13 protein-coding genes are annotated in these 16,002 nt (G+C 71.5%); 11 read left to right on the plus strand and 2 right to left on the minus strand.

Annotated features, from left to right (window positions below):
* The first annotated feature begins 32 nt into the window (after positions 1 to 32).
* The 4 genes from VGV13_11880 (at position 33) to VGV13_11895 (ending at position 6,002) form a co-directional block, all read left to right on the plus strand.
* Positions 33 to 2,357 (plus strand): xanthine dehydrogenase family protein molybdopterin-binding subunit, encoded by a 2,325-nt coding sequence (locus VGV13_11880; protein ID HEV8641789.1) that lies wholly within the window; start codon positions 33 to 35, stop codon positions 2,355 to 2,357.
* A 2-nt stretch (positions 2,358 to 2,359) separates the two neighbouring features.
* Positions 2,360 to 3,583, plus strand: a complete 1,224-nt coding sequence (locus VGV13_11885; GenBank protein ID HEV8641790.1) for an ABC transporter substrate-binding protein — start codon at positions 2,360 to 2,362, stop codon at positions 3,581 to 3,583.
* A 368-nt stretch (positions 3,584 to 3,951) separates the two neighbouring features.
* A complete protein-coding gene (locus tag VGV13_11890) occupies positions 3,952 to 5,340 on the plus strand; it encodes a UbiD family decarboxylase (protein ID HEV8641791.1) in 1,389 nt (462 codons plus the stop codon).
* Positions 5,337 to 6,002, plus strand: coding sequence for a cyclase family protein (locus tag VGV13_11895; protein HEV8641792.1), 666 nt, complete (start codon positions 5,337 to 5,339; stop codon positions 6,000 to 6,002). The genes VGV13_11890 and VGV13_11895 overlap by 4 nt, the downstream gene beginning before the upstream one ends.
* Here VGV13_11895 and VGV13_11900 read toward each other — a convergent pair.
* Together VGV13_11900 and VGV13_11905 are read right to left on the minus strand one after the other, a co-directional pair.
* Positions 5,999 to 7,762, minus strand: a complete 1,764-nt coding sequence (locus VGV13_11900; GenBank protein HEV8641793.1) for a hypothetical protein — start codon at positions 7,760 to 7,762, stop codon at positions 5,999 to 6,001. The genes VGV13_11895 and VGV13_11900 overlap by 4 nt on opposite strands.
* A complete protein-coding gene (locus tag VGV13_11905; protein HEV8641794.1) occupies positions 7,756 to 8,730 on the minus strand; it encodes a Gfo/Idh/MocA family oxidoreductase in 975 nt (324 codons plus the stop codon). The genes VGV13_11900 and VGV13_11905 overlap by 7 nt, the downstream gene beginning before the upstream one ends.
* 43 nt (positions 8,731 to 8,773) lie before the next feature.
* On the opposite strand from VGV13_11905, the gene VGV13_11910 reads away from it, so the two are divergent.
* From VGV13_11910 to VGV13_11940, 7 genes are all read left to right on the plus strand, one after another.
* A complete protein-coding gene (locus VGV13_11910; protein ID HEV8641795.1) occupies positions 8,774 to 9,928 on the plus strand; it encodes a thiolase domain-containing protein in 1,155 nt (384 codons plus the stop codon).
* A complete protein-coding gene (locus VGV13_11915) occupies positions 9,915 to 10,301 on the plus strand; it encodes a Zn-ribbon domain-containing OB-fold protein (GenBank protein ID HEV8641796.1) in 387 nt (128 codons plus the stop codon). Before VGV13_11910 ends, VGV13_11915 begins: the two co-directional genes overlap by 14 nt.
* A 284-nt stretch (positions 10,302 to 10,585) precedes the next feature.
* Positions 10,586 to 11,545 carry a YjgN family protein gene (locus VGV13_11920; protein HEV8641797.1) on the plus strand — a complete coding sequence of 320 codons (960 nt, stop codon included), beginning with the start codon at positions 10,586 to 10,588 and terminating at the stop codon, positions 11,543 to 11,545.
* 148 nt (positions 11,546 to 11,693) lie between these two features.
* Entirely contained in the window at positions 11,694 to 12,791 is a 1,098-nt protein-coding gene (locus tag VGV13_11925; GenBank protein ID HEV8641798.1) for a M48 family metallopeptidase, read from the plus strand.
* The gene (locus tag VGV13_11930; protein HEV8641799.1) at positions 12,779 to 13,879 is read left to right on the plus strand and encodes a tetratricopeptide repeat protein; all 1,101 of its coding nucleotides are present in this window, start codon (positions 12,779 to 12,781) and stop codon (positions 13,877 to 13,879) included. The genes VGV13_11925 and VGV13_11930 overlap by 13 nt, the downstream gene beginning before the upstream one ends.
* The gene (locus VGV13_11935) at positions 13,876 to 14,931 is read left to right on the plus strand and encodes a hypothetical protein (protein HEV8641800.1); all 1,056 of its coding nucleotides are present in this window, start codon (positions 13,876 to 13,878) and stop codon (positions 14,929 to 14,931) included. The genes VGV13_11930 and VGV13_11935 overlap by 4 nt, the downstream gene beginning before the upstream one ends.
* A complete protein-coding gene (locus tag VGV13_11940; GenBank protein HEV8641801.1) occupies positions 14,928 to 15,989 on the plus strand; it encodes a DUF4124 domain-containing protein in 1,062 nt (353 codons plus the stop codon). Before VGV13_11935 ends, VGV13_11940 begins: the two co-directional genes overlap by 4 nt.
* Positions 15,990 to 16,002: the final 13 nt, after the last annotated feature.

Raw genomic sequence — 16,002 nt, forward strand, 5'->3', positions numbered from 1 at the left:
GAGGACGCGCCCATGGTCACCAGCTCCACTTGATGGCGAGCCTCATCGGCGCCGAAGTCCGGCGGCGCGAGGACCCCGCCCTCGTCCAGGGGGCGGGGCGCTTCGTGGACGACCTGGTGCTGTCGCGCCTGGCCTTCATGAGCGTGCTGCGCTCGCCCCACGCCCACGCGCGCGTCCTCCGCATCGACACCACGCGGGCGGCGGCGCTGCCCGGCGTGCTCCGCGTGATCACCGCGCGCGACGTGGAGGGCACGGTCGATCCCGAGCCGGCCGTCGGGATCCCGCCGGCGGCGCACCGCCCACCCCGGCCGCTCCTGGCACGCGAGGTCGTCCGCTACGTCGGTGAGCCCGTGGCCGCCGTCGTCGCCGAAGATCGCTACGCCGCCGCCGACGCCTGCGCGGGCGTCGAGGTCGAGTACGATCCGCTGCCGGCGGTGAGCGATCCCGAAGCGGCGCTCGCCCCCGGGGCGCCGCGCGTGCACGCGCAGTTCCCGGACAACGTGGCCCTCGCCTGGTCCTGGAGCGAGGGCGACGTGGACGGCGCCTTCGCCCGCGCCCGGACGGTCGTCCGCCTCCGCCTGCGCAACCAGCGCGTGGCCGGCATGGCCCTGGAGCCGCGCGGCTGCCTGGCCGAGTTCCGCGGCGGTGCGCTCACGGTGTGGGCGGGCACCCAGACGCCCCATCGTCTCCGCTGGGGCCTCGCGCAGATGCTGAGGCTGCCCGAGTCCGCGGTGCGCGTGATCGCGCCCGACGTGGGCGGCGGGTTCGGATGCAAGATCGGTTTCTACGCCGACGAGGCGCTCTGCGCGTGGGCCGCCCGGCGCCTGGGACGGCCGGTCAAGCTCGTCCTCACCCGCCGCGAAGATTTCTTGACGACCACCCAGGGGCGCGGCCAGCTCAACGACGTGGAAGCGGCGGTGGCCGAGGACGGCACCGTCCTGGCGCTCCGCTGCCGGACGATCGCCGATCTCGGCGCCTATCTGGAATCGCTGACGCCGTATCCGGGCATGCTGACCGGACGGCTCCTTACCGGTCCCTACCGCATCCCGGCAGCGCGCTACGAGCTGACCAGCGTGTTCACCAACGCGATGGCCACCGCGCCCTACCGCGGCGCCGGGCGCCCGGAGGCGACGTACCTGCTCGAGCGAACGATGGACGAGATCGCGCGCACGATCGGGCTCGACCCGGCGGAGGTCCGACGCCGCAACCTGATCCGCTCCGAGGAGTTCCCGTATCGCGCGCCGTCGGGGCTCCTCTACGACTCCGGCCAGTACGAAGCGGCACTCGACCGGGCGCTGGCGATGGTCGACTACAAGCGCTTCCGCGACCTCCAGCACCGCGGGCGCGAGGAAGGGCGGTATCTCGGCATCGGCTTTTCCACCTTCATGGAGACGGCGGGCGTCGGCCCGTCCAAGATCACGCCCATCTTCGGCTGGGAGAGCGCCACCGTGCGCGTGGAGATGTCGGGCAAGGTCACCGTGCTCACGGGCACGAGCCCGCACGGCCAGGGGCTCGAAACGGCCTTCGCTCAGATCGCCGCCGATCGCCTCGGCCTTCCGATGGATGATGTGGCCGTACTCCACGGCGACACCGCCGTCGTGGCCGCGGGCGTGGGGACGTTCGGCAGCCGCTCCATCGCCGTCGGCGGTCCCGCCGTCGCCGCGTCGATCGACAAGGTGCTCGACAAGGCGCGGCCGATCGCGGCGGCGCTGCTCGAGGCCGCCGCCGACGATATCGTCTTCGACGGCGGTCGGTTTTCGGTGCGCGGCGTGCCGGATCGGGCCCTGACGCTGGCCGACGTCGCCGCGGCCGCCTGGGCAGCCAAGACGCTCCCCGCCGGCCTGGAGCCCGGGCTCGAGGCCACGACCGTGTGGGATCCGCCGAACTTCACCTTCCCGTCGGGCACTCACGTGGCCGTGGTGGAGGTCGATCCCGAGTCGGGCGGGGTCCGCCTGCTTCGCGTCGTGGCCGTGGACGACTGCGGGCGCGTCATCAACCCGCTCCTCGTCGAGGGACAGATCCAGGGAGGGCTCGCCCAGGGCCTCGGCCAGGCCCTCTGGGAGCAGGTGGCCTACGACGAGACCGGGCAGTGTCTCACGGCGTCGCTCATGGACTATGCGGTCCCGAAGGCCGACGCGCTGCCGCCCTACGAGCTCGACCGGATCGAGACGCCCTCGCCGGTCAACCCGCTGGGCGCCAAGGGCTGCGGCGAGGCGGGCACGATCGGCTCCACGCCCGCCGCCGTCAACGCGGTCATCGACGCGCTGGCCCCCTTCGGTGTCACGCATCTCGACATGCCGCTCACCGCCGCGCGCGTGTGGTCGGCGATCCAACAGGCCCAACACTCAAGGAGATGAGCATGATCTTCCGCGTCTTCGCGCTCCTGGTCCTCTTCGTCCTCGCCGGGGCTCCCGCCTCCGCGCAGGAGCCCATCCGGATCGGCTTCGTCACGATCCTGACCGGGCCGCTGGCGGCGCCCGGCAAGGACATGGAGAACGGGATCGAGCTGTTCCTGCAGCAGCAAAAGACGACGTTGTCCGGCCGGCGCGTCGAGCTGACCGTGGTGGACAGCGGCGGCCAGCCCGCCGGCACGCTGGCCCGGGCCCGCGAGCTGGTCGAGCAGCGCAAGGTCCACGTCATCATCGGTCCGCTGGCGGCCTTCGAGGCCTACGCGATCGCGCCGTACGTGAACGCCCAGCGCATCCCGACCATCTCGCCCAGCGCTGCCGCCGACGACCTCACCCAGCGCAAGGCGACCCAGTTCTTCGTGCGCGCGACCTCGGACTCCAGCCAGCCCACCATGCCCTTCGGCACCTACGCCGCCAAGACGCTGGCGTACCGGAAAATCGCGACCATCGCCGACGACTTCGCTTTCGGCCACGAGGTGGTCGCGGGCTTCCACAAGGCCTTCGAGGACGCCGGGGGCCAGATCGTGCAGAAGCTCTGGCCGCCGCTGGGCGCCGCCGACCAGGGGCCGTACATCGGCCAGCTCCGGCGCGACATCGACGCGGTCTTCATCGGCTTCGCCGGCGTCGCCGCCCTCCGCTTCCTCAAGCAGTACGAGGAGGCCGGGCTGAAGGGCAAGATCCCGGTGCTGGCGAACCAGACCGCCGTGGACGAGGCCCTATTGAAGAACATGGGCGACGAGGCGCTGGGCGTCGTCTCGACCATGCACTACAGCGCCGCCCTCGACACGCCGGCCAACCGGGCCTTCGCCGGCGCCTACCGCAAGGCCTTCGGCGCCGATCCCGGCTACTACTCGGTCGGCGCCTACACGGCCGGGCTCTTCCTCAAGCAGGCCCTCGAGAAGGTCGGCGGCAAGGTCGAGGACACCGACGCCTTCCTCAAGGCCCTGCGGGGGGTCGCGATCGCGGAAGCCCCGGGCGGGCCGATCCGCCTGGACAAGTACGGCCAGCCGATCCACAACATCTACATCCGTCGCGTCGAGCGCAAGGAGGGGCGCCTGCAGAACAGCGTGATCCACACCATCGAGAACGTCAGCCAGTTCTGGACCTATCCCGAAGACGAGTTCCTCAAGCAGCCGCCCTACTCGCGCGCCTGGCCGCCGTGCAAGCACTGCTAGTGCCGTTCCAACTTGTTGATACTAAATCTGTCCACGAACGACGTACACGGTGCCTTCCTAGGCGCGAATAGTTGGAACGGCACTAGGGTTCCGTCTAGGAAGTCATGTAAAGAGGCCGCCAGCACGCGGTGCCGAGGCCGACGGGCACGTGCGGCAGGGGTCGGCGGGACCCGTCCCCGCCCGCTGGCCACGGACCCCGCGTGCCCAGGTGGAGCCCAGCCGCCATGGGGCAGCGGTCGCGTGCCGCGTGGTCCCGCGATCCCTGCCGCACGTGCCCGTCGGCCCCGCTGGCAGCGGCGCGAGCGCGGCGATCGTTAACATGACTTCCCAGACGGAGCACTAGTGCGCCTCCCACCGGATTTTCTCGAATGAGCCAGGATCTCCGGAGCTTCATCGCCGAGTACGAGCGAGCCGACCCCGAGGAGGTCGTCCGCATCGCCGAGCCCGTGGGGATCGAGCACGACGTGATGGCGCTCGTGCTCGAGTACGAGCGCCGCCGGCGGTACCCGGTCCTCCTCTTCGAGCACGTCAAGGGCTACGACATCCCGATCGTCGCCAACGTGGTAGCCAGCCGCCGCGCGCTGGCCTTCGCGCTCGGCGTCCCCGCGAACAGGCTGGCCGCCGAGTACGCCCGGCGCATCAAGGAGCGGATCAAGCCGGTCGTCGTGCCGGACCCGCCGTTCCGGCACCGCCGGCTGAGCGGTGACGCCGTCGATCTGGGGGCGCTTCCGATTCCCGTCTACTTCCCCGGCGACGCGGGTCGCTATCTCACCGCGGGGATGGTGGTGGCACGCGACCCCGACACCGGAGTCGAGACGGAGGGCTACCACCGCTTCCAGGTCAAGGGGCGCAACCGGATGGGCGTGAGCCTGCACTCGCGGCGCCGCATGTTCGAGTACCAGCGGCGCGCCGAGGCCAAGAACCAGCCGCTGCCCTGCGCGATCGTCCTCGGGCTCCACCCGCTGGTCTCGATGGGCTCACTGGCCTATCCGCCGCCGGACGTCGGGAAGTTCGAGGTGGTGGGCGGTCTCCTGGGCGAGCCTCTGGAAATCGCGCCGTGCGCGACGATCGATCTCCACGTCCCGGCCACGGCGGAGATCGTGATCGAGGGCGAGATCCTGCCGCACGCGCGCGAGCCGGAAGGCCCGTTCGGCGAGTTCACCGGCTACTTCTCGCGGCGCAGCACCGAACACGTGTTCGTCGCCCGGGCCATCGCCATGCGCGAGCATCCGTGGTTCCAGTCGATCGGCTCGGGCCGCGCCGGCGACCACATCACGACCCTCGGCCTCATCCGGGAGGCCGAGATCACCAACGCCCTCACCCGCGTGATCCCCAACGTGACCGGGGTCCACGTGCCGCTCTCCGGCACCTCCTCCTTCATCGCCTATGTGTCCATCAAGCAGAGCCGGCCCGGCGAGGCCAAGCACGTGATCCCCATCGTGCTGGGCGTGGACCATTATTTGAAGCTGGTGATCGTCGTCGACGACGACATCGATGTGTTCGATGAATCGGACGTGCTGTGGGCGGTCGCGACACGGATGCAGGCCGACCGCGATTTACTCATCATCTCCGGCAGCCTCGGCGCCCTGCTCGACCCCAGCGCCGACGACCGCGGCATCACCGCCAAGCTCGGCATCGACGCCACCCGCCCCTTCGGTCAGCCGTTCGGCGAGAAGCTCGTCATGGCGCCCGACCGCATGGCCTGGGCCCGCGCTCTGGTGGACAAACTCAGCTCGTCAGGGGGACGCCCGTCATGAAGCACTACATCGATCTCTCGGTCACCGTGAACGACAGCACGATGAGCCCGCCGTCCACCAACATGCGGCTCGAGATCACGCCGCACCGGCGGGGACCGGGGTTCTGGCAGGTCTCCACCGTGCGCCAGAGCCTGCACACCGGCGCCCACATCGACTCCCCGCTGCACGTATATAAGGATGGGATCACCACCGCGGACATCGGGCTGGACCAGGTGATCGGGGAGGCGCTGGTCGTGGACCTCTCCTTCGTGGGCCCCAACCACGCGGTCACCATCGACGATCTCCGGCGGGGCGGCGCCGACGAGGTGAAGCGGGGCGACATCGTGCTGCTGCGCACCGACTGGACCGACAAGATGTACGGCAAGTGGCCCGACTACTTCACCCAGTCGCCCTACTTCCCGCCCGAGTCGGCGGAGTGGCTGGTGGCCAAGGGCCCCAAGAACATCGGCTTCGACTTCTTCGAGGAGTACTGCGCCCGCCTGCCCGACTTCAGCTCCGAGGACTTCCCCATGCACCGGGTCATCCTGGGCGCGGGCGTGGTGATCATGGAGGGCTTGACCAACCTCGGCGCGCTGCCCCGTCGCCGGGTGGACTTCTTCGCGCCCTTCTACAAGATCGCGGGCACCGAGGGGGCGCCGGCGAGGTTCTTCGCCACCGTCTAGGCGCCGGGCTCCCCCAGGCGCTCGAAGATCTCGTCGGCCTTGACCAGCGCCCCGATCAGCTCGGCTCTCGTCACGCCGCGCTCCATCGCGTCGTGCAGCAGGGTCCGCAGCTTCTCACCGGCCGCCAGCGCCGCATCACGATCACCGTCCTCCGCCAGTTGCTGGATGAGCGGGCCCCGCGCCTCGACGAGCCCCTCCAGGGCGTGCACCACCGGCCGCCGCGTCTCCTCCAGGCGTGCCGCGCCGACGCTCGAGAAGCCGAGCCCGTGTAGCAGCGGCTCCAGCGCCTCCTCGTACAGACCCGCCTCCAGCCGGCCGATCCCCACCTTGGTGTAGCCCCACCAGAGTCGCCGCTCCAGCTCCTGCCGGCGCTTTTCGGGTATCCCGTCATCGGTGATCGTCGACAGCAGCTCCTCGGCGCGATCGAGCGTGGCCAGCGCCTCCACCTCCCGGCCCTCCTGCATCCGGCGGATCGCCTCGGCGGTGAGCTGGCCCACCTCGCCGCTGTGGGTGGCCGAGAGCAGCTCGCTGAACGTCTGCTGGAGATCCGCCGGGCAGTCGACGTCGGTGAGCGCTTCGGTCAGCAGCCGCCGGGCCGCGTGATACTCCTGGCGCTGGATCAGCTCGGCGGTCACCTGGTCGTAGGTCGGCCAGAGCGCGGCCCGCGCGGCCGCCGCCGCCTCGTGCAGCGCGTCGTCGCCGGGCGCCGCCGCCACCCCGCGATCGAACCACGTGATGGCCGCGTAGAGCGTGCTCACGCGCTCCTCGGCGTCGGTGGCGCCCGGACTCTGCGCCTGCGCCAGCAGCTGCTGGCCGACGTGCAGCGCCAGCGAGGCGAGATGCCGCTCCCATGCTCCCCGGTGCGCGCGGGGAGCCACGGCGATCGCCTCCTGGAACGCCATGCGCGCCCCGTTATGGTCTCCGAGCGCCCGCCGCGCGAGCCCCATGACACCCCAGAGCTTGGCGAGGTCCGGAGACCCCATGTCCAGCGCGCCGCTGGCCACCGCTTCGAGTGCGAGGGCGCCCTGGGTCACGACCTCGCGAAATTGCTCGGCCTCGTAGAGGGCATAACAGCTCTCGACCGGCGAACGGCGGTCGGGCACCGACGGCGGAGGCTCCGGCTCGGGCGCGGCAGGCTCCACCGCGGCCAGGACCTCGGGTTCCGGCTCGGGCGTGATCGCCGCGTCGAGCCAGGCCTCAGGCTCGGAGGATAGCGCCGCGTCGGCGGCTGCCACGGCGGCTTCGAGATCGAGGGCGGGTTCAACGTCGGGTTCAGGCTCCAGGGCGCGCTCGAGCGCGACGGCCGGCTCGGGCTCGGCAGCGGGTTCGGGCCCGACGGCAGGCTCGAGCTCGATGGTGGGCTCGGGCTCGACGGCGCGGGCGGGCGCGATCGGCGATTCCCTGACAGTAGTGGTAGGCTCAGCGGGCCGCCGCTCCACTGGTGGAGGAGGCGCGGGAAGAGCGCTCGCGCGGGGCTTGACGGCTTCGGCCTGAGAGATCAGGAGCTGCTCGATCGGCGGTCCGGCGTCCTCGACGGCCGGCCTCACCGGCGCCCTGACGGGCTCCGCGAGGGCCCGCGCCGCGCGCTTCGCGGCGGGCGTGCGAGGCACGTAGCCGCGGCGTCGAAGTTCGGGGCTCCGGGCCTCGCGCCGCCGCAGACGGCGCGGCCGCGTAGGCGCGATCAGCTCCAGCACGCCGAGGATGAGGAGCACGCAGGCCCCGGCCGCGGCGAAGAGGATGAGCGCTTCTTCACTCAGCATGTCAGCTCGACAGGACGGCGCTCGGCGATCGATCGGTAGGCGGCGAGCACCACGGCGAGGTCGTCACGTCCGGCCGCGCCGTCCATCTCGTCGGCTTTGCCCCGGTCCATCGCGTCACGAAATGCGGACAACATCGCCCGGTACCCGCGCATATCGCGGCGGCAAAGCCACAGCCGGAAGCCCCCGCCTCCGCGCACCGCGACCCAGCGCCCTCGATTGTCCACGAAGCAGGTCGCCCGTGCTCCCGTCACTGTGGTCCATTGAAACTTCGGCAGGCCCGGGGCGGCAAGAGAATTGGAGAGGAAGCCGACGGCCCCGCCGGGCATCTCGGCGAGCAGGCTGACCGCGTCCTCGCCGGGCAGGGCCAGGACGGTCTGGGGCGGGCGGAGTGCGAAGACCCGCCGGACCCTGCCGCCCCACCACCGCAAGTTGTGGACGTAGTGGATGCCCCCGTCGATCAGCGCGCCGCCGCCCGCGGTCTCCGCGTCCAGCCGCCAGCCCTGCCGTCCGTGGAACCCGCGGGCGACGAGATGGATCTCGCGCAGGTCGCCCAGGCGTCCGGCCTCCAGCAGCGCCTTCACGCGACGGAACGCGGGCATGAAGTGGAACTGCTCGGCGACCATCAGCACGCGCCCGGCCTCGGCGGCGGCGGCGATCATCTGGTCGGCCTCGTCGAACGTCCGGGCGATCGGCTTCTCGACGAGGACGTGCCGGCCGCACCTGAGCGCCAGCAGCGCATCGGGCAGATGGCGGTCGTGAGGCGTGCAGATGACGGCGCCCCGCCCGCGGGGGTCGCGCAGCGCCTCCTCGTACGAGCCGTAGGCCGCCAGGCCTCCAAACCGCCTGGCGTAGGCCCGCGCGCGGCCGGGGTCGCGGCTGGCGAAGATCAGCGGCAGGCCCAGGCGTCGTGCCGCCGCCGCGTGACGCAGCGCGATCCAGCCGCATCCAACAAGGATGAGGGCGTTCATGATTTCTCGAATGCTATCATTGGAATAGTTACAAGGAGGACCTATGCGACGCGTCGCGGTGATCGGAGTCGGAGTGACGAAGTTCGGCAAGCACGACCGGACGTCTGCCGAGCTGTTCGCCGAAGCCGCGCGGGACGCGCTGGCCGACGCCGAGCTGCCGCCGAGCGCGGTGCAGGCCCTCTACTACGGCAACGTCGTCGGGGGCGAGACGGAGAAACAGTTGCACACGGGACCGCAGGCGGCCTCCGTGCTCGGCATCCCCACCGTGCCGACGACGCGCTTCGAGACGGCCTGCGCCTCGTCGCACGCGGCCTTCCGCCACGCGGTCATGGAGCTCGCCGCGGGCGTCTCCGAGGTCGTCCTGGTCGGCGGCGCCGAGCGTGTGCTCAACGTGCCCACCGCCGAAGCGACCGAGTACTTCGCCTACGCCTCCGACGCCGTGTGGGAGCAGCCGGTCGGGCTCACCTTCCCCGGCGTCTTCGCGCTCATCGCGCGCGCCCACATGGCCAAGCACGGCACCACCGAGGAGCAGATGGCCCACGTCGCCGTGAAGAACCACCGGCACGGCGCGCTCAATCCAAAAGCCCAGTTCCAGAAGGAGATCACGCTCGAGCAGGTCCTCCGGAGCGCCTACGTGGCCGACCCGCTGAAGCTCTACGACTGCTGCCCGTTCACCGACGGCGGCGCCGCCGTGGTGCTGGCCTCGGAGGAGATTGCCCGCCAGCGCCGGCGCGGCATCTGGGTGCTCGGCTCGGCCGCCGCGTCCGACTCCATGCTGATGCACGACAAGCGCGATCTGGCCCGCGTGCCCGCCACCGAGCGCGCGGCGGCGGCGGCCTATCGCCAGGCGGGGCTGGGGCCCGAGGACGTGGACGTCGTCGAGCTGCACGACTGCTTCACCATCGCCGAGATCGTGGCCACGGAAGGCCTGGGCCTCTTCGAGCCCGGCACCGGTGGCCTCGCCGCCGAGAAGGGCTGGACGAGCCTGGGCGGCAAGATCCCCGTCAACACCTCCGGCGGGCTCAAGGCCAAGGGCCATCCGATCGGGGCCACGGGCGCCGCGCAGATCGTCGAGGTCGTCACGCAGCTCCGTGGCGAGGCCGGCCCGCGCCAGGTGGAGGGCGCCCGGATCGGCCTCACCCACACGCTGGGAGGCAACACCGCCACCGTTCTGGTGAGTCTCTTTGGCCGCGACTGAGCCCGTGATCACCCTCAAGAACTTCTTCGAGCGGGCCCGCGAAGGAGCGCTCACCGCGGTCAGGTGCGGCAAGTGCAGCGCGCTGGCGATCCCCCCCAAGGAGTTCTGCGAGTCCTGCCACCAGCGCGCGTGGGAGCCGGTGGCGCTCTCCGGCCAGGGCACGATCGCGTCGTACACGATCATCCGCGTCGCGCCCGCCCGCCACGCGGCGGAGGCGCCCTACGCCGTTGCGGTCGTGCAGCTGAAGGAAGGCGTGTCGCTGCTGGGGCGCATCGTGGACCTGCCGCTCGACAAGCTCCAGGTCGGCCTGCCCGTGAAGTTCCGCCCGCTCGTCGTGAACAGTCAGACCGCCCTCGGCTTCGGGCCGGCCTGAGCGTCGCCCGGCACCTTTTGTCTTCTTGGCACCCCCACTCCCGGGCTGTCACCGCCCGCCGGCTTTTGGTGCTGGTCACCCGCAGGAATCCCACGTCTTCGTAACGGCTTAGCGCCCCGGCACCCCAGCTCAGGGCGTGGCCCGCGAATTGCTCGCCTGCCCCTGTACCGCGCATGGGCCAGGACGTCAGAGCAACGGGGCCGGCCCCTTCCCCAGACGGCATCACTCGCGCGCCGTCGAATGGGGAAAACGCCTCAGTCGCGACCGACGACGTCGCGAGCCCGGTGCGGGCGACGGGCGCCGCCACGGGACATCGCCTGGTCTTCCACGGCCGGGGCTGGTCGCTCTTCGGTATCCACATCGTCAACGTCTTCCTCACCCTGGTCACGCTGGGCATCTACTACTTCTGGGCGAAGGTGCGCGTGCGGCGATACGTCTTCGGCCAGGCGGAGTTCGAGGGCGATCGCTTCACGTTCCACGGGCGCGGCACCGAGCTGCTGCTCGGCTTCATCAAGGCCGTGATCGTCTTCGGAATCCCCTTGACCGCCCTCAATTACGTCCCGCAGATCCTGGACGCCAGCACCCCCGTCACGGTGGCGACGTCGCTAGCAGCCTACGCGCTGGTGCTGGTGCTGATCCCGGTGGCGCGCGCCGGGGCCCGGCGCTACCGGCTGAGCCGGTCCTCGTGGCGGGGCATCCACTTCTCCTTCCGCGGGCGCACCGCCGAGTTCGTGCGGGTGTTCGTGGTCGGCTCGCTGCTGGCGGTGGTGACGCTGGGCCTCTACTACCCGGTCTTTGCCACGCGCAACCACGCGTTCATGATGCGGCACTCGTACTTCGGCACGGCGAAGTTCGACTTCGACGGTCACGGGCGCGACCTCCTGGTGAGCTTCCTCTACGCCGCCCTCCTGACGCTGCCGACGTTCGGCTTCGCCTGGTTCTGGTTCGCCGCCGCCAAGCGCCGGTACTTCTGGGAGCGCACCTCGTTCCTGGGCGCCCGCTTCCGGTCCACCGTCACCGGGGGGCGCCTGCTCCGGCTCAAGCTGGGCAATCTCCTGGTGATCATCGTCACCCTCGGTCTGGGCTGGCCGTTCGCCATGATCCGCACCGCGCGCTTCAATTGCCGGCACGTGATGCTCGAGGGCGCCCTCGACCTGGACGCGATCCGGCAGCAAGCCGAGGGAGCCACGGCCACCGGCGAAGGGCTGCTGAGCCTCTTCGAGGCCGACCTGGATCTCGGATGACCCATCCTGTGTCGACCAAAATGCGGCATCGCGCGCCGACCCTGCTCCTTCGAGCGCCGGCTTCGCCGGCGCAATCGGCGCTGGGGGAGGCCTCGGAGGGGGCCGTCGCGCCCTGCGGGCGCGCCTGTGAAGGCGCCCTCTCCGATCTATGACCTGGCAGGGGCACTACCTGGACGGCCAGAGCGCGCAACGGTGCCGGGCGACGGTCCGCGTGGCATCGACCGGGCTCGAGATCACGACCGAGGACGGTGTGACGCGCCGCTGGCTGTTTTCCCAGATTCGCCAGACGCAGGGCCATTACGCGGGAGAGCCGGTCCGCCTCGAGCGCGGAGGCGAGATGTCCGAGGCGCTCATCATGCCGGACGTCGCGTTCATCACGGCGGTGCGGGCGGCGGCAACCGCGCGGCGCGGGCGCTTTCACAACCCACGGTGGCGACTCCTCCGAACGCCCCTGACGCTGGCCGCCGGGCTCGCCGCCATCGGCCTCGTCGCCGTCCTCTATCGCTGGGGCATTCCCGCGGCGGCCGGCGTCGCCACCCGGTTCGTCCCGGTGGCGTGGGAGGCGCGGCTGGGCGACGAGGTCTTCGCGCGGCTGGTGGAGCCCGAGCATCGCTGCCAGAACCCCGACCGCCAGCGGGCCATCGACAGCATCCTGGCCCGGCTGACGCAGGTGCGGGGGGCCGGGCCCTATCGGCTGCGCGTCGCCGTCGTGGACCGCCCGGACGTGAATGCCCTGGCGCTGCCCGGCGGACAGATCGTGGTCCTGCGCGGGCTCCTGGAGATGACCGACAGCCCGGAGATGCTGGCCGGCGTCCTGGCCCACGAGGTGCAGCACATCCTCCAGCGCCACACGACGCGCGCGATCATCCAGCACGCCTCCACGGGGCTGATGGTCGCGGCGATCGCCGGCGACGTCAGCGGCATCGTGACCTTCGCGCTGGAGGGGGCGCGCGTCGTCGGTGCCCTCAACTACAGCCGCCGCGCCGAGAAGGAAGCGGACGCCGAGGGCATGCGCCTGCTTCTCCAGGCGCGCGTCGATCCCGCCGGCATGATCGCCTTCTTCGAGCGGACCCTCCACCCGCTCGAGCGCGCGGCGCCGAACGGCATGTGGCGCTACCTCTCCACTCACCCGCCCAGCCAGGACCGCGTGGCCGCGCTCCGCGCGCTGGCGCGAAGCGCGGGACCGCCGGTGAAGCTGCTGCCCGACCGCGACTGGAAGGACGTGAAGCGGATATGCGCCGCCTGACGATGCTGGTGCTGGCCATCGCGCTCATGGTGGGCTGGGGCGTCGCCTACCAGCGCCTGAGCCAGATGGGCAGCGCGCTCTACCGGACCCCGCGGGCGCTGGCGCTCTATCTCCGCGGGCAGCATGGCCAGGCCGCGCGGGCCTATCGCCAGGGGCAACGCGGCCACGTGTGGGGCGACTACAACAATGATCAGTCGGGCTTCTGGGCCCTGCGCGCGGGCGACCTGGCGCTGGCCCAGCGCCGCGCCACCACCACTCTGATGCTCGTTCCCGCGGCGGTGGAGCCACGCGTGACGCTCGGCGAGATCGAGCTCGAGCGGGGGCAGTTCCCCCAGGCACTCGTCCACTTCGGTGAGATTCTGGCCCGCCAACCCGACCATGTCGACGCGCTCCTGCTCTCGGCCGTCGCCTCCGCCCGCGCCGGCGATCACGGCCGCGCGATCGACGCGATCAACCGGGCCCTGCGCCACAACACCGCGGGCACCCGCGACACCCTGCTGTCCCGGTTCTTGGAGATCGCCGGCGACCTCGCCGCCGAGCCCCCGGGCCTGAGGCCTCTGTGCCTGCTCGCCCATCTCCATCGCTACCTGCGCATCTTCGATGAGGCCAGCGGGCTCGTCGCCATGACCTACGCCCGGCAGGCGATCGCGGCCGGCGATCGCCCGGCCGACGCCTACCTGACGATCGGCATCGTCCACGACAAGCGCGGCGAGTACGTCGCGGCGCTGGGGGCCATGCAGCGGGCGATCGCCATCGACGCCCGGCACGCCGAGGCGTACCGCTGGGCCGCGGTGGAGGCCGGCCGGCTCCACGAGCCGGCCCTCGAGTACCGCATGATCCGCGCGGCATTCGCGGCGGCGCCGACCGATCCCTTCTATCTGGCGCCGGTCGAGCGGGTCGTGATGACCTGGTTCGGCGACGCCCGCACCATGGCGGCCCTCATGCAAGAGGCGATCGATCGCGATCCCAGCTTCGCCGGCGCGCACGAGCGCCTGGCCCGCGCCGCCGAGGCGCTCGGCGACCGCGAGCGGGCGTCGACGCACAAGCGCCTGGCGACCGAGCTCAGGCCGAGCCGGAACGGACGATGATGTCCCGGGGCTTCGTCGGCCGGATCGTTTCCATACGGGTCCTCACGGCCGCGGTCCTCTCCGCGCTGACGTTCTACTTTACCTGCATCCTGTTCACCTATCGCCTGCCGGGCCCTCGCTTCCTCCTCGCCGTGGCGCTGGGGCTGGCGCTCTCGGCGGTGAGCGTGCTCGTCGTGGTGGGGCGGGTCTTCACGGCCACGCTGCCCTCCTTCGTGCGGCCCCTGGCCGGCCACGCGGAGAACTTCATCTTTCTCCTCGTGGTGAACCTGATCATCGTGAGCCTTCTCGCGCCGATCTTCCGGATGATCGCGCTGACTCCGATGCGCAACCCGGTCGTTCAACGCGTGTTCGGCGTCGCCGGCGAGCTCTCCGGCCACGTGCTGCTGGCGCTCTTCGCCGCCGGCGTGGCCGTGCTGGCGTGGGTGCTGGTCCTGCGCGTCGGCGATCGCGTCTTCCGGTGGGGACCGGCCCGCGGCCTGGCCCGCGCGCTCGACCGCGTGGCGGTCACCATGCTCGTCCTCTACTGCGTGGCCGTCGGCGCGCTCGCCGCCAACAGCGTCCTCGACACGTCGCCGGCTGTCGAGCACCGCTCGGAGATCGTCGCCGTGTCGGGGGTCACCGGCCCCTTCGGGCTCGGACAGATCAGCTGGGCGGACGTCCGCTCCTGGACGGAGCCCGGTCAGGTCGAGCGCGTGCTGCTGATCGCCCAGCGCGACCAGCCCCGGCGCGAACGCGCGCTCCCGGGCCTGCCCGTGCGCGTCGAGGTGCGCGCCGGCTTCCTCGGATTCCCGTGGGTCGTCACGGTGGCGCGAGATCAGGCTCGCCAGACCGAGCAGGTCTTGGAGGCCGTGCCCACCGCCGCCGGCCTCAGGAAGTGGCTGATCAGCACGCTCGCCGAGCAGCAGCGCTGGAAGGAGCTACGGGTCCACGCGGAGGCGCATCTTCGCGCCTACCCCAGTGACCGAGAGTGGGTGCTGCTGATCGCCAAAGGGCTGCGCCAGCACGGTCAGCCGAACGAAGCGGCGGCGCTCGAGCAGGCGGTTCAGCCATGACGCGTCGGGCGCTCCTCTTCGGCCTCGTGACCGCCGCCGTGCTCGTGGCCCAGGATGGCGCCCACGGCAAGCCGCACCGCTGGGTGGACGAGCAGGGGAACGTGCATTACTCCGACCAGCCCCCGCCGGGCGCGGCGAAGCCGGTAGAGCAGGCGAGCCCACCGGCGGGCCGCCCGAGCGAGCCCATCCGCCCCGAGCCAGCGAGGGAGCCAGTGCCCGCGCCGCGGCCTGCGCCGGCGCCGCCCGCGAATCCCGAGCCGTCAGGCCCACCGGCAGTGTCGTCGGCGCTCCCGTCCGAGCCTGAGCGCCCCGAGGTCGTGGCGCCGGGGATACCCGTCCGGGAGATCATGAACCTCTCCGGGCTCGATCACTGGATCGATTACCTGGCGAACTCGGGGCGGGGTGAGTTCGGACGGTACCGGTGGCGGATCAGCCAGCCGGACGCGGCGTGGGCTGCGCTGACGCAGGCGTTTCGCCGGGACGCGCTGGCCGCCACGGCCGCCCAGGTGCTCCTCCGGACCGTCGAGCCCGACGACGTGGCGCCGCTGCTGGCCTGGTTGCGCGCGCCTCTCTCCCGGAAGATCACGGAGCTCCAGGCCGAGCTGACCGCGCCGGCGCGCCAGCAGGAGTACCGGACGTTCGTCTCCAAGCTGCCCGACGCTCCCCCGCCCGCCGCCCGCATCGCCCTCATCCAGCGGCTTGAGCGCGAGCGCCAGGTCGCGCAGTTCCAGGTCGAGATGGCCCGCGCCGTCCGCGCGAGCATGGCGCGGGTGCTCTCCCCGCTCAAGACGTCGACGGGGCGCTTTCGCAACGGCGAAGAGGACGACACCCGGCCCCGCAATGAAGAATGGGCGCGGTTCTACGCGGTGACCATGATGCTGTTCGCCTACCGGAGCCTCACCGACGAGGAGCTGGCCGAGGACGCGCAATTCTCCGAGTCTCCGCTCGGCGTACGGTGGCTGAAGATCTACGAGGAAAGCCTCCGGGAAGCGCTCCGCATCGCCGAGCAGCGCGCGGCGGCGGCCCTCAGGGGTCCCACGGCGCGGCGGGCGGAGTAACGCCAGAAGGACG

Source organism: Candidatus Methylomirabilota bacterium (assembly GCA_036001065.1).
Classification (GTDB): domain Bacteria; phylum Methylomirabilota; class Methylomirabilia; order Rokubacteriales; family CSP1-6; genus MNEF01.